The following is a 14,826-nucleotide window of genomic DNA, read 5'->3' on the forward strand; positions in this document are numbered from 1 at the left end:
CAAAAATATTTAGAATAATGACAAAAATAACCCGGATAAATTCATGAATGGGAATCAATAAAACCAACTTTCTCAAGCATAAACAAGCATAAACCTGATGTTTAAATGTTGTTCAAGAGCGCGGACAGTTTTTCTAGGTCTGAATGGCTTATTTACTAAATACTTTGAGCCACGGCGGATAATTAAATCAATGTCATCTCCCCTCCTGACTTGCATTTAAGTTGACTTTTTTATGCTTCTTGTTCTGTAAAGCTTGTAGTATCGTTCCCAAAACTGTCTACAGTATTTACTGTTAACCTAGTTCTGTTTATTACATTGACACGAGAAACTCATGGAAAACACATTGTTCGATCGCACATTCCGGGACAGCGAAGGCAAAATTGTTATAGCTCAGATGCCAAATCTACCACTGAGCGTGGGGATTGTAGCTAGTTTATTAACGCTCATAGTTACAACAGGTAAAATTAATTTAGGGTTGGAGCTAGTAGCCTTTGGCTCTTTGTTTACTTGGGCTTGGGAAGAATTATTTCAAGGCGTTAATTACTTTCGTAGAGCATTAGGTCTGATTGTGCTTGTTGGTCTAATGGCGTGGAAACTTCAATAAGTAGGTAAAAATCAATAAATCCTATCGACCATGACCTTACCTCAAAAATCTACGCAAACTCTTCTTTTGTTCTTGGCATGACTACTCAAGTTTCAGATGTACAGAGTAGCTCGCGCTGAGGCGATGAGCTTGATTGCTCTAGCATTCTCTCCTCTTTCTTGAATACCGCACTTGTAGGGAGTAGTATTAATATCATGGCGGGTTTAGTTCCTTAATCACAGCAAATTTCACCTTTATAAAGTACCCCCCAGAAGCCGAGTTTCAGCACGAAACTCGGCTTCCGGGGGGTACTTCACTTATATTATCGGGAAAGTCCTGTATAATGCTTTCTCAAGAGCCACTCATGCAGAAAATCAGAATCGATGTCGAACGAAGCGTCTGACCGTCTTAAAGAAAATGCTGAAAAAATTATGGGGATGTGGGAGAAGCGGGCGCGTGATGAAGTCGGTGCATCAACGCATCAAAATTCTCTTGTCTTGCAAGATTCCCTACCTCTGTACTTAAACCAACTGGTAGATGAACTCTCAAACAGAATTGTCAGGACACCTGCCCGAATCACAGCCGACGAGGTAGAAAGTACGCGGATTGGCAAGCTGCATGGGCATGAACGGGCGGGGTATGCTGACTACTCCATGACTCACCTCATTTTCGAGTATCACCTCCTCCGTCAAGTAATATTTCAAGTTTTAGAAGAAGAAGCACCTTTAGGAGTGCAGGATCGAGACATTATTATCGCCTCCATCGAGCAAGTCGTTAATGACGCCGCCACTCAATTCTCCGAAACGCTGCGAGATATTCAAGAATTATTTATGGTGACGCTAACTCACGACCTCAGAAATCCCATCAATGTCGTAAAAATGGGAACTCAACTAACTCTGCGGCGGCTTGAAACAGGAGACAGCCATAGGGATGTGGCGACGAGGATGCTCAGTGCGATCAATCGGCTGGATTCGATGATTCAAAATCTGCTAGATGCGAGTCGGCTGCGGGCAGGGCAGAGCTTAAAGATTGAATTTGAAGAATGCGATTTTGAGATGCTAGTCCAAGAGGTAGTAAACGATTTGAGATTCGCCTATGGAGAGCGGTTTATTGTGGTTTCTGACCCTGCTATCAGGACTTTTTGCAGCCGTAAAGAAATACGGCGGGTGATTGAAAATTTAGCAATTAACGCTGTGAAATATGGTGCGCCTAGTACGCCGATTACACTCACGCTCCAGCAAACCCAAACGCAGGTCAGCCTTACTATCCATAATGAAGGCAATCCGATCGCCATAGACGCTCAATCCATCCTATTTCAACAATTTCGTCGAACCATTTGTGCCCAGGAGCAAACCGGCTGGGGATTAGGATTATTTTTAGCAAAGAGTATTATTGAAGCCCATAAAGGGACACTTGCGGTTGAAAGTGCAGAGGGCAAGGGGACAAGCTTTATTATCACTTTACTAAAGGTTATTGTTTAGTTCGGGACATTAAGATTAACAATAAAAATAAGGGATAAAATAATGAATTCACAGTCAATATTTTCGCGCCAACCCACAGATCAGGTGTTTCAGCACACACACTCTAAATTACAGAATTAATAAGCCGTCAAGATGCGAAACACAGCCTGAGCGAGTACGCTTGGATCGATATGTATAGCAATCCTAAATGATTCAGATAAATTTGTAGGGGTAGTGCTAAGAGTGCCTACCCCCTATCTATCGGGCAACCGGGCGTGGGATTGCCCCTACAATAATTATGCAAATGATTTAGGATTGATATATATGAGCTTACGCATCAATTAGCAGCCAGTCAAGATCGAGTTGAATTGTGTGGAGTAGGTCTACCAGAAACTCAGTCAAACTCCGGCGTAAAACTCACTAATTTAGCTGAACCCGAACAGCGACTCTGGGAACGGCTTTGGTTGATTCGCTCCAATTTTTGGCATAGTAAATATGCCAAACCTGATGCAATTAATCTACATTTTTCACTATAGCAATCCTAAATGATTCAGATAAATTTGTAGGGGTAGTGCTACCCCTACTCCCCGTGCCTACCCCCTATCTATCGGGCAACCACGGGGAGTAGGGGTCGGATTGCCCCTACAATAATTATGAGAATGATTTAGGATTGCTATATATAGTTTTCCTATTTTGCAAGTTTTACCACTACAGATAGTTTCACACTTGAAAAATCGCGTAATTCCTGTAGAATATATGGAAAACTTGTCCGGTTAAAAAACAGATGAAAATACTATTTTTCGACCAGAGCGGTAAGCCTGGTAGCGCAGAGCTTTGCCTAATAAATATTGCCAAACCCTATCGAGATAGCTGTCTAGTTGGCTTATTTGTAGATGGTTCTTTTAAGCCATTATTAGAGCAACAGCAAATTCCCGTTGAGGTGTTAGCGAATGAAGCGATCAAAGTTCGTAAAGAAAGCAGCTTGAGCCAGAGTTTAAGTAGTGTAACCGCGCTACTCCTTTGATTGCTAAAATTGTTCCAAAAGCTCGTCAATAGGATTTGATCTACGCCAACACGCAAAAAGCTTTAGTGGTGGGTGCATTAGCTAGCTTTTTGAGTCGTCGCCCTCTCGTGTATCATTTGCATGACATTTTATCTACAGGCTATTTCAGCCCAACTAACTTAAAAGTAGCTGTAACTTTGGCTAATCCCTTTGCACCATTGGTTATTGCTAACTCCAAAGCAAGTCAGGCTGCTTTCCTCGAAGCAGGAGGACGCTCGGACATAATCGATGTCGTCTACAATGGCTTTGAACCTGAAGTCTATCAGAGCGCTCTAAAATTAGCCAACTCAAGACACAGCTAGAACTTGATGGGCAATTTATCGTAGGTCATTTCAGCCGATTGTCACCTTGGAAAGGTCAACATATTTTAATTGAAGCACTTACCTACTGTCCCAAAAATGTAACAGCTATTTTAGTGGGTGATGGGCTCTTGGGCGAGCAGGATTCTGTCCAAGCAATTACACAAACAAGTGGCAGAATTAGGACTTAAAAATCGAGTTAAGTTTTTAGGCTTTCGTTCAGAGATTCCGCAGTTAATGGCAATTTGTGATTTAGTTGCACATACCTCAAACGCACCCGAACCTTTTGGCCGAGTTATTGTCGAGGCTATGCTGTGTGGTAGACCTATAGTTGCTGCTCAATCTGGATGGGCTATTGAATTAATAGAACCGGGCATCAATGGCTTTTTGGTTCCTCCCGGCAAGCCAGACCAACTCGCAGAAGTTATTAATACCTGTCATAACCAACCTGAGTATAACATCGCGATCGCCCAATCGGCCTACTATATGGCTAGTCGGCGTTTTCACCAGACCAATATCGATCGGCAGATTGCGGAGTTGCTGAGCAGCACTTTTAGCTGAGTTGTCCCAATATCTTATGAGTTATCAGCGATTTTTACCAAAGTCTAATAACCTCATGTTCGCTCCTTTTTACGGATTTATAAGTGCGAAATTTTGCCTATTTTCGCTCGATCGCCTCGCCGCATCTGCCACCTTCAAAGCGTACAAACTACTGGCATTATCCACGTACAAAGGCGTACCTTTTAACAAAAATTCCAACACCATATCGGTGTCTTTGGCAAACAAACCGCGCCGCGTTCCTACTTTGAGGTTGCGCCGATTTTCTCCCTGAATTAATTGACCGGATTCGGGAGTAAAAACCAGCGTTCCTTCTTCACCGTAGATAGTAAAAATGTTTTCAGACTGCCAAAAAGTCTCTCCTTTTCCATAAACAGCTTCAGCGACAAGGCCATTGGCAAAGCGCAACTGTGCATTGCACAAACAAGCTTTGTAGAAATCCGGCTGACTGTCCCAAAATTGAGCTTGACAGTTAACGCTTGCCACTTCCCCGAACAAATCAGTAAATCGGTGCAGTCGCGAAATTGCACCAACTAACGGAAAGCCAAAGAGGGAATGTTGATAAGTCCACCGCTGCGGCGCTGGGTGTTGAGGACTCATAGTAATGTAGCGGGCGTAAAAAACTTTACCGACTAATGGCAAAGATTCTTTGATGGCTTGGTGCAAACCGCCTAACAGTTCGATGTGTTCGATGTGGAGGAGTTTTTGCTTTTGGGCGGCAAGTTCGATCGCCCTTTCTGCTTCAGATACGTTTAAAGATAGAGGATATTCCACCACAACGTGCTTGTTACTTTCTAGCGCCGCCAGGACGATCGCCCCGTGATCCCGGTTCACGGTACAGACGATTACCAAATCTAAATCGTCTCTTTCTACTAGCTTGCGCCAGGAAACCGCAGCTTCTGCCCCGAAGCCTTGACAAAATGCTGCGGTTTTATCCGGGGAGTGGCCCGCAACTGCTACCAAGTTCGATCGCCCATCAGCTTGAATTGTCTCGGCCCTCAACTTAGCGGCAAAACCAGTACCCACAATCCCCACGCGAATTGGAGAATTAACCGAAAAACCAAAGCGAGTATCAATATTAGTCATGGGATTTGAGATTTAAGATTTTAGATAGTTACAGACTTGCGCTGCAGGGGTTTAGGGTTTTATCGCCCCGATTTTAAGCTGTGGTTGTGGTGCGATTTATTCGATCGAGCCTTCAACACCCAAGTCTTGATGCGATTCTAACTATACATTTCAACGCCGGCGGGGACTTGCCTTGCAGCCAGTCTTGCTGAAACTCGATCGACACACCGCATACCAACAACCCGGTTTTTGTGCTGTAGGGCTCAAAATATGATTTTTCCTAGAAACCCGGTGGTTTAGCGCAAGTCTTGCGGCAACAGTATCACAAGGCTGAACCCAACATAGGTATAAGTAATCAAGATGAAATTAGAAAAAGTTATAACTAATCCCATTCAAATTTTTTGTAAATAAGTGTTGCAACCTTGCTTCTTTCCCCTACTATCATAGAGGGAACAAACCTAAGAGCTCACCTCAAAGCTAATAGAGCCTTGAAGGTTGCATTAGGAAAAATTATCAATTTTGTTGAATTTTTGAGAGGATTTAGTGCATGGCAACTTACAAAGTTACCCTCGTCAGCGAAGCCGAAGGACTTAACCAGACCATTGAGGTTGATGAAGATACTTACATTCTCGATGCTGCTGAAGAAGCAGGACTCGACCTCCCCTACTCTTGTCGCGCTGGAGCTTGCTCCACCTGCGCCGGCAAACTCATATCAGGCACAATTGACCAATCCGACCAATCTTTCTTGGACGACGACCAAATCGAGGCCGGAATGATCCTCACCTGCGTCGCCTATGCCAAGTCTGACTGTACCATAGAAACTCACAAAGAAGAAGAGCTCTACTAAGAAAGGACGCTCTGCGTGATACCCTAAGAAACCCGGTTGCTCGTTTCCAGAATTAAGCTGAAATACGGCAATTATGTTAAGAAACCGGGTTTCTGTATCTAAGACTGAAACAATCCCCCAGGAGCAATTACTAGGATGATATTTTCCTAGACTTTTACTTAATACTCATGACAATTGGTGTAGACTGAAGTAGCCTGCATAACACCATCAGTAATGATGACTTGGACTTTCTCTCACTTCTCTCAAGCTTTGGCGTGAGAGCATCTCTGTAATCCTTGCGGTTCGAGGTTGGTCAAAACCAGTGAAGAATACACCTCCTTGATTTGTGCAAAATACGGTTAGAGCCATAAAAGTTAGGTGGATCTAAACTTTTTAAAGACCCCAACTGTGGTTAGAAAACACCCCGTTTGAGTAGCGCTTTAGGGATTTTCCTTAAAGCTTTGTGGGATACCACCATGCTCTGGGACCTGTCTGATGAGTGTGCTATATTTGGATTCTCTCAGGTTGTCGGAGATTGTCTGGATTAAAAGTATCAGTCTGTCACTCCCAGCTAGAAATTCGTAACTCTTTGAGCAGATAGCTGACCAAATAATTTTAGATTTTAGATGGCAGATTTTAGATTAACTGTGAAACCAATCTAGAATCCCAAGTCTAAAATCTAAAAGTTTTACGACTGATATTTAGTCTCGCGTTGCGCGGACTTTGTTTGTGTAGTGCCGATGATTTAAATCGCCGAGTTTAGTAGGTATAAGTAATAAAGATGAAATTAAAAAAAGTGATAACTAATCCCATTCAAATTTTTTGTAAATGAGTGTTGCAACCGGGCTTCTATCCCCTACTATCATAGAGGGAACGAACCTAATGCCTAACCTCAAAGCTCATAGAGCCTTGAAGGTTGCATTAGGAAAAATTATCAATCTTGTTGAATTTTTGAGAGGATTTAGTGCATGGCAACTTACAAAGTTACCCTCATCAGCGAAGCCGAAGGACTTAACCAGACCATTGACGTTGATGAAGATACTTACATTCTCGATGCTGCTGAAGAAGCAGGACTTGACCTCCCCTACTCTTGCCGCGCTGGAGCTTGCTCCACCTGCGCCGGCAAAATCATATCAGGCACTGTTGACCAATCCGACCAATCTTTCTTGGACGACGACCAAATCGAGGCCGGAATGATCCTCACCTGCGTCGCCTATCCCCAGTCTGACTGTACGATAGAAACTCACAAAGAAGAAGAGCTGTACTAAAAAGGGGGCCGTCAGTCATCTGCTCTAACTCCAAGCTATTGATTAATAGCAGTTTGAGGCGATAGCTGACCGAATAATTTTAGATTTTAGATAGCAGATTTTAGTTAACTCGTAAAATCCTGTCTAGAATCTAAAATCTAAAATCTCAAAATTTTAGGGCTTGCGCTAAAGATTCGGAAAAATCCGGCATTGAGATTGCATTGCTCCTGCTTGCATTCGATAGTTTTTACGCAAGTCCTCACTGAATTTTGGGAGTTTAATTTTATGGTTGCCAAAATGTAATGTTATCGCTGAGCGGCACAACTTGAGCGCCGGGAAAATAAAAGCCCAGAATTTGAGATCCATTCCAGCCCAAATTAGCCAAATTGTAAGAACCAGTCTGACTCATTCCCACCCCGTGCCCGAAACCACCTCCGACAAAAGCATAACCATTGAGAGTTTTGTCGGGATTGTAAATTGGTTCTAGGTAAAAAAGCGTGCTAATCGGCGGGTAAAAAGCATTGCGAATCTCGTCTTTGTCGATATCAATCGGGCCCAAGTCAGTTTGAACCTTCATTTTCAAAACTCGACCAGCGGGCGACCTTTCTGTCACTTCCACCTGAGTGACAGTTTTCAAATTAGCCAGCGGGTGCTGTTTCTTCTGAAGATACTGTTTGAGAAATCCACCAATTGCCGTCAAAGAAGCGGGTTCGCGCCACCGAAAAGTGTCTTCTTTTTCCTCATTAAACCCTTTTTCCAAACTGATAAAGCGGCGGAAATTGTTTTCGTCAGACAAACTCTGCTTGGACAAATCCCAAATATTATTAGGGGAATCGACGATCGATCGCAAATATGGACGTTCCGCGCCCTGCCACACATCGTTAAAAGAGGCTGTCACGCCGCCGCTAGAGGCGGAATAAAGCGCGTCTACTAGCTGATTTTCGTAAGTTAGCACCAAACCGCTCGTTTGGGCGATCGCCTTATCACTTTGCGGGTAAACCTCGGTCAAACCCTTATAAACTTGACAGTTAACATCAGCGCACAACTCATAATTATCCACAGCAAACCGGCGCAAATTTCTCAGGGCGTAGGTTCTCGCTAAAATAGTTTGAGCGACAATCGCAGCGTAAGGCGCAAAAGCCCCAATTTCGTGAGGAACAACACCCCGCAAATAAGTTTCCGTCAGCACTTTATTTACCAAAGTATAAGTGCCGTAAGCATTTTTTTGCAGGTGCAAACTGCCGCCATAACGGTGAGTTTGTTGAATTGCTTTTTCGGGTTCAATAGCTGTCGCCTCTTGGGTGGTTTGTTCCAATACCTCAATCACATTTTTCCCCGCCGTGACATCCAACTCATTGCGGTTGAAACGAAAGCCGTTTAAAACCCAAAATGCCTGGGGTATTTGTTTTAAAACTTTGGAATCCAAAAAAGCTGTTGTGTTCCCTTGAGCTTGCAAACTTTGCAACAGCCAGCGTCGCACCAAAGGAGAGTTGTAAGTATCTCTTTTCGCCCAAACTTGCCAGCGAAAAGGTTGAGCAATTTCTACCTCAATTCCCTTAGCCCGCCACTGATTGGCGCTATCTTCCGCACTCTCGAAACTGCGGTGGGAGCTCAGAACAACTCGTTCTTCTACTAATGCCGATTCCAGCGGTTTCGGGGCTATTTCTAGCTTGATGCTGGCAGCCGTTTTGGTTTCTATGCCTTGAGGAGTTTTGTAACTCAATGTTAAGCTGTCGCCCGGTAATGCTTTCAGCGTTAGTTTGTCGGTTGCTTTGGTGCCAAACCGCTGCACCACACCGATTTTGATGGGTCTATTTTGGGGAGTTTGGGCGTATCCCGCAGCGCTAAAAATGGGCAACAGGCACAATGCGGTGAAAACAGTGCTAGAAACGCAGCTAAACCATTTGTAATTGGGAGTTGGAGGTGCTTGAGCGAACACGGTTATCTGTCTCGCGATAGTTGAAATTTGGGGATTTTTGATTGTACGTTAGCACATTTGGCGGCTGCTAGAGCGGAATTCCGGAAGATAAGGTGGTTTGGTTGCCAGAATTCTGTTAAGTCAGGACTTAGGCACTCAGACGAAAGAAACCGGGTTTTTTACCGAGTGTGGGCGCTGCAACTGGTCTTTTCGTAAAAAACCCGGTTTCTGGGCCCCCTGCGGTAAATCTGTCATTGCGAGTCAAACGCAGGAATCGCAAAAGTTGCGATCGCTTTACATTCTGTTACACTGTCAGGTTTATTTGCACCTACCGATTGATTGGCTAATCATTTTTTCTGAGCACTAATCTCATCGCAGACGTGTTTATCGCTTTCCTCAGCATTATTCTGCAAATAGTCGTGCAGCCAATCGCAGCCTTGCACCAGCATTTCATCTAAAGTTTTAATTCGCCACAACCGGGCTGTATTGTCCCCTGATGCCGTAACGATGTATTGGCCGTCGGGACTAAAACTGACACTCCATACCCCATCTTGATGTCCTTTAAATTCTTGTATCAACTTACCTGTTAAATCCCACAACCGGGCTGTTTTGTCGAATGAGGCCGTAGCGATGTATTTGCCGTCGGGACTAAAACTTACACTCCTTACCTCATGTTGATGTCCTTTAAATTCTTGTATCAGCTTGCCTGTGGCATCCCACAACCGGGCTGTTTTGTCCCATGATGCCGTAGCGATGTATTTGCTGTCAGGACTAAAACTTACACTCGATACCGAACCTTGATGTCCTTTAAATTCTTGTATCAGCTTGCCTGTAACATCCCACAACCTGGCTGTTGTGTCGAATGATGCCGTAGCGATGTATTCGCTGTCAGGACTAAAACTTACACTCGATACCGAACCTTGATGTCCTTTAAATTCTTGTATCAGCTTACCTGTTAAATTCCACAACCTGGCTGTTGTGTCCGTTGATGCTGTAGCGATGTATTTGCCGTCGGGACTAAAACTGACACTCGATACCGAACCTTGATGTCCTTTAAATTCTTGTATCAGCTTGCCTGTAACATCCCACAACCGGGCTGTATTGTCCTCTGATGCCGTAGCGATGTATTTGCCGTCAGGACTAAAACTGACACTCCTTACCTCATTTTGATGTCCTTTAAATTCCTTTATCAACTTGCCTGTTAAATCCCATAACCTTGCTGTATTGTCCCATGATGCCGTAGCGATGTATTTGCCGTCAGGACTAAAACTGACACTTGTTACCCAAATTTGATCTCCTTTAAATTCTTGTATCAGCTTACCTGTAACATCCCACAACCTTGCTGTATTGTCCTCTGATGCCGTAGCAATGTATTTGCCGTCGGGACTAAAACTGACACTTGTTACCTGACCTTGATGTCCTTTAAACCAATTTTGTTCTCGGATGTTGTCGAGAATCTGATTGAGGGCAATCTGCGGATTAGATATCGGGTTATCTGCAAAGGAACGAACTTCCTTGACTGTGGCTTTGAGTTCTTTTCCAATTTTCACGGCTGAGATTAAAGCCTCTATTTGATTATTACCCAACTCAGATAGTTTCAAAACCTCACTTGCCGATAGCTCTAATTTTGTCAATTTCTGTGCCTGGTCCACTTGCTGCCGCGCTAATCCCATTACAGTTGCAGCTAAAACTATGCTAATACCCAATACCGCTGTACCAATACCAATTCGTCTCTGGGCTTTTCGCTGTGATTCTACTGACAACAGTTCGGCTTTTTGTGTGGCCTCTGCTAATATCTGATTTTTCGCTTCAGTTTGCTTAAATTTTTCGCGTAATTCTAGTAATTCCGCACCGCGCTGTTTGCGGATAAAAGGCACTAAATAATCGTGGACAAGTTGGTAACGTTCAATCGGAGTTGCTGGCACTTCTAACACCAATCCCGATTTAACGACAATCTCTAAAATTAACTTTAAATTTTCTGACTCAGTTCCTAAGTTTGCTGCTAACTCAGCCAGAGTTTTCTGAGGACGAGTGTTGTTTTCATCCGTCAGCAAATACAAGACAAGTTCGGCAATTTCTCTATTATCCTGGCCGCAGTCTGCGATAACTTCTGCTAAAAATTCCTCAACCAGTTTGACCTTAGCCGGACTGCCTAGTTGCTGATATTCACCCAGTCGAGTAATCGGCCGTTTTTCTAGTTGCGTTCCCACAATTTGCAACTCAATCGGCCGCACTTCCCGCACTTCACCTGCTAAATCTTCTACCAGCGCGTTTACCAAATCTTCGGATAAGTCAAGTTGAGAGAGTTTTGTTAAGGTTTGGAGAACAATTTTAGCATCGGCTAGCGAAAAATTGCCCAAGTAATAGCAGATTTTTTTATTGAGAATGTCGTTATCAATTATTGACAAATTGCTGGCGCGATTCCATTCTAACAAGTAGAAAAGATAATCTTCCCGCAGCGACAGGATAATTTTGAGTTCACCAATCTCATTTAAACATTCAGCCAAAAAATCATAGAACTCTCTCCGGCTAGTTTGGTCTTGATAAGCAAAGAAAAATTCCTCAAACTGGTCAAAGATTAGTACCGTCAATAAATTGCGATTTTGATTCAGTCGCAACTGTTCCAGAATAGCTATCGGCGTGTCAATAGGAGTAGATAAACTCTCACCTTTTATTTTTTTAATTCCCGATCGCAAACACTGACCGCAATCCCTCGCCCAATCGTGATAAGACTGCAATAAAACAGGCAATACATCCCGCGCGTCAAAAGTTGTAAGTTGCAGGGCTGGAACTAACCCCGCTTGAATAATCGAACTTTTTCCTACTCCAGACTGTCCGTGAATAATTGTCAGCTTGCAAGCAGGTGTACCTATCCGTTGAATTATTCGTTTAACATCCTGCGACCGCCCGGAAGCGGCGATAATTTCCTCAACAATTTCAGCTTGTGATTGACCTGATTCTAAACCGTTCTCAATTATTTGTTGCGGCGGCTGCAAGCGACCTGCACCGATAAAAGCTTGCAGTCGATATTTGCTTTTAACTGCTTGTTGTTCGAGTTTAAGGTAAAATGCTTTTAAATATTCGCTTTGCTCAAAATAGAGAGTTCTCAACTCTTCTAAAATCCTCAAATAAAGCTGCACGTCATCTTGAGGTTGTGTAATTTCTTTAGCTACTTCTAAGTTGTTAACTGCCTGCGACTCTTGAGTGAGATTTAGCTGCGCTTTTGCCCAAAGTAACCGATACAAACCATTGTTTTGTTGGGATACTCCTGGTTGTGCCAAAATAGCCAATGCTGATTGAGCCGATTGGCAAGCTTTGCCCCACTCCAAACTTTGCAGCGCCACCTCAGCCAAAAAGCCGTAATCTTCAGCTACTTGACTCGGAGTGCCGTAAATTTCGTGCATTTCTAAGGCTTTTTTAGCTAAAATTTGCAACTCTTCCCAATCTTGTAAAAGTCGCAGCACTTCGCCGAGTTCGCTAATACATTTCGCAGCTAAATCATGCCGCTGCACTTGCTCAAAGCTATCCAGAGATTGTTGTAAATACTTTCTAGCTTCTTGCCAATAACCTTGATTTCCTGCCCGGTGCAATTCAGCTTTGCGGTTGTAAGCTTGAGCAATTTTCTGGCAGACAATTCCTTGTCTTTCTAAGTGGCGATTTTGCTGCCAAAATGTCAAACTTTGCTGATAATGATCGAGTGCTAAATCTATTTGATTTTTCTGAAATTCAACTAAACCGCGAATAAATTGCCAACTAGCTTGCAATTCCTGGTCTAATGCTGCATTTACCAAATCCTTCTCCAGCAACTCCATTTCACAGTCATCTAATTTGAAATTATCAACATCAGCAAAAGCTTGACTGGTTTGTTGTTGTAACAAATTCATCAAATCATCGGGCGGCATGGTAAACTGAATTGGAGGAGGAGCCCAAGACTTCAAATCATTCGCCGAGCGACTGAATTTAAACAGTACCGAATCCGTCACCCATAATATCAACGGAAAAGCAAAATCTTGCTTGAATTGATCTCGCGCTCTATTAGCCCCCGCTAACAGGTCATCAATAGCAACCACCGATTCTAGGCCCACAACTATTAAAGCTTTCGGTGGTTGCTGCTGGACGGCATTGATAATAGTTTGATGAAGTATTTTAGTAGCAGGCTCAAGGACTAATTCTTGATATTCAACTGTCGATATATCGCGCAGCTTTTCCAGCATTGCAGAACGCAAGCTAGCATAATTGCAGCGCACTAAAGTTAAAGAAAACTTTCCTTGAAAGCGGGCGATCGTCCGTACCAATGTAGAGAGCGATCGCTCATTTTCTGCTGCAATATCTTCGGCTAGATTTGAGTTTACCATAATCTCACGAATTTTGCTGCTGCCACAGCTTAAATTTGTCAGTTTCCATCAACAGCGGGTTCAACGCAAACCAATTTCCTTGAGTGTCGTCTACATACTCAAAAACCCACAGATTTCGCAGCAAATCTTGGTATTCTTTATCTCCATTTATGCTTTGTTCTTTCACCACCTTAAACAGTAATTCCCACTCATCATTATCAATGCCGCGAATCAGACTGTCGCGGGAATTACGAATCACAGATTGCAACACATTTTGGGAAATGGGAGGGTCATCTTGCTGCAAGCAACCAAACAGCATCCCCATCAAGTTTCGCAAATGACCTCCGCTGACACGACACAATCTATCTAAAGTTTCAGGACTGTCAAAAACTTCGGTAATTAATGTGATATATTTCTCGGGCGACACATCAGGGAAAGCCCGCGACATCACCATGCGCCGCAGCAAATTCATCCCCTCAACACATTCGCTACCGTCTCTATTCTTTACTGGTACCATCGGCAAAACTTTCGGTTCAACCCCGCCCCCCAAGCGATTTTTTAATATTTCAGTTTCATTAGAAAAAATCAATTCCAACGGTAGCGTATAAACCAAATGGCAATTCAGTTGTCGCAACTGATCGCCCCGGTCAATAAAGATATATTCTGGCAATCCTCGCCCCGCTGCATTGGGTCGAGAAACTATCCTGTCTAAGTTGTCAACAATCACCACCAATCCTTTTTTACCCCGCTGCTTTAGCTGATTAATTGCTACATCAATAATTTCTTGATTAATCAGTTCTAACATTTTATTAGCTTGCGGTTCCATGTACTGTCTCAGTTTAGAACGCAAGTCGGGATTACTTTTGATTTTGGCAGTAATTTTGGCAATACCTGAAGGCAGAGAAACTTCCAGATTTCCGTCTGTATTGCCCTTATATTTGCTGCCAAAAAGCTCTCCTTCAGCTTCTACAGTCACAGGGGTTTGTAAAAAATTCCAACTATTTTTTAAGAATTCTTTAAAGCCCTGGGGCTGCAAGGAAATGTCGCCCTCTTCCAAGCTTTGGGTGACTCGCCGTGCGATCGCTAACATGATATCTGTCAAATCGAGATCCATTTCATCGAGGTCTTGTGTTGACTCGAAGTAAACTACATGAAACCCCTCATCTGTCAACTCTTTTTCCAGTCGCGACAATTCAGTAGACTTGCCACAACCAATATGTCCGGTAAACAATTGGCAAGTCGGTTTATCTCGTGCCAGACGGGTAATTGTCCGTTTGAGTATGTTAATAACTTTTCCGCCGCGCACCTCAGCAAAATCAATGTAGTAGCGCTGATCTTCGGCATTGCCCAATATCAGGGAGTGACTGGGGTTGCAGGCGTCGCAGAATCGATCGAAATCTAGATTCATAAAATTTTCTAAATTAGTTTTTGTAGTTATTGTAGGGTGGGTCAGGGCTGAATGTTTTTACAAGA

11 protein-coding genes are annotated in these 14,826 nt (G+C 43.4%); 7 read left to right on the forward strand and 4 right to left on the reverse strand.

The genetic code is table 11. The features are described 5' to 3' along the window. Nucleotides 1-331: 331 nt before the first annotated feature. The 5 genes from QT990_RS19935 to QT990_RS19955 all read left to right on the forward strand — a co-directional run bounded on the left by QT990_RS19935 (nucleotide 332) and on the right by QT990_RS19955 (nucleotide 3,966). Nucleotides 332-604 (forward strand): hypothetical protein, encoded by a 273-nt coding sequence (locus tag QT990_RS19935; RefSeq protein ID WP_333307969.1) that lies wholly within the window; start codon nucleotides 332-334, stop codon nucleotides 602-604. 362 nt (nucleotides 605-966) lie between these two features. Beyond that, nucleotides 967-2,064: a HAMP domain-containing sensor histidine kinase gene (locus QT990_RS19940; RefSeq protein WP_333412240.1), complete on the forward strand. Its 1,098-nt coding sequence runs from the start codon at nucleotides 967-969 to the stop codon at nucleotides 2,062-2,064. 763 nt (nucleotides 2,065-2,827) lie between these two features. Next, nucleotides 2,828-3,067, forward strand: coding sequence for a hypothetical protein (locus tag QT990_RS19945; RefSeq protein WP_333144151.1), 240 nt, complete (start codon nucleotides 2,828-2,830; stop codon nucleotides 3,065-3,067). 35 nt (nucleotides 3,068-3,102) lie between these two features. Next, complete coding sequence (locus QT990_RS19950) at nucleotides 3,103-3,408, forward strand: glycosyltransferase (RefSeq protein WP_333144152.1); 306 nt, start codon at nucleotides 3,103-3,105, stop codon at nucleotides 3,406-3,408. Nucleotides 3,409-3,576: 168 nt separating this feature from the next. Then, the gene (locus QT990_RS19955; RefSeq protein ID WP_333144153.1) at nucleotides 3,577-3,966 is read left to right on the forward strand and encodes a glycosyltransferase; all 390 of its coding nucleotides are present in this window, start codon (nucleotides 3,577-3,579) and stop codon (nucleotides 3,964-3,966) included. 69 nt (nucleotides 3,967-4,035) lie between these two features. Here QT990_RS19955 and QT990_RS19960 read toward each other — a convergent pair whose 3' ends face one another. Then, a complete protein-coding gene (locus QT990_RS19960) occupies nucleotides 4,036-5,049 on the reverse strand; it encodes a Gfo/Idh/MocA family oxidoreductase (RefSeq protein WP_333144154.1) in 1,014 nt (337 codons plus the stop codon). Nucleotides 5,050-5,575: 526 nt separating this feature from the next. Between QT990_RS19960 and QT990_RS19965 the strand changes: the two genes are divergently transcribed. Next, entirely contained in the window at nucleotides 5,576-5,875 is a 300-nt protein-coding gene (locus QT990_RS19965; RefSeq protein WP_333144155.1) for a ferredoxin, read from the forward strand. Nucleotides 5,876-6,822: 947 nt separating this feature from the next. Continuing rightward, nucleotides 6,823-7,122: a ferredoxin gene (locus QT990_RS19970; protein WP_333109645.1), complete on the forward strand. Its 300-nt coding sequence runs from the start codon at nucleotides 6,823-6,825 to the stop codon at nucleotides 7,120-7,122. Nucleotides 7,123-7,384: 262 nt separating this feature from the next. Here the strand turns inward: QT990_RS19970 and QT990_RS19975 are convergent, their stop codons facing one another. The 3 genes from QT990_RS19975 to QT990_RS19985 all read right to left on the reverse strand — a co-directional run bounded on the left by QT990_RS19975 (nucleotide 7,385) and on the right by QT990_RS19985 (nucleotide 14,761). Further along, the gene (locus tag QT990_RS19975) at nucleotides 7,385-9,040 is read right to left on the reverse strand and encodes a SpoIID/LytB domain-containing protein (protein WP_333465668.1); all 1,656 of its coding nucleotides are present in this window, start codon (nucleotides 9,038-9,040) and stop codon (nucleotides 7,385-7,387) included. A 326-nt stretch (nucleotides 9,041-9,366) separates the two neighbouring features. Then, entirely contained in the window at nucleotides 9,367-13,374 is a 4,008-nt protein-coding gene (locus QT990_RS19980; RefSeq protein WP_333465669.1) for a WD40 domain-containing protein, read from the reverse strand. A gap of 4 nt (nucleotides 13,375-13,378) precedes the next feature. Next, a complete protein-coding gene (locus QT990_RS19985; RefSeq protein WP_333465670.1) occupies nucleotides 13,379-14,761 on the reverse strand; it encodes a P-loop NTPase fold protein in 1,383 nt (460 codons plus the stop codon). Nucleotides 14,762-14,826 lie beyond the last annotated feature (65 nt).

It is taken from the genome of Microcoleus sp. T3_B1 (genome assembly GCF_036700445.1).
Lineage (GTDB): Bacteria > Cyanobacteriota > Cyanobacteriia > Cyanobacteriales > Microcoleaceae > Microcoleus.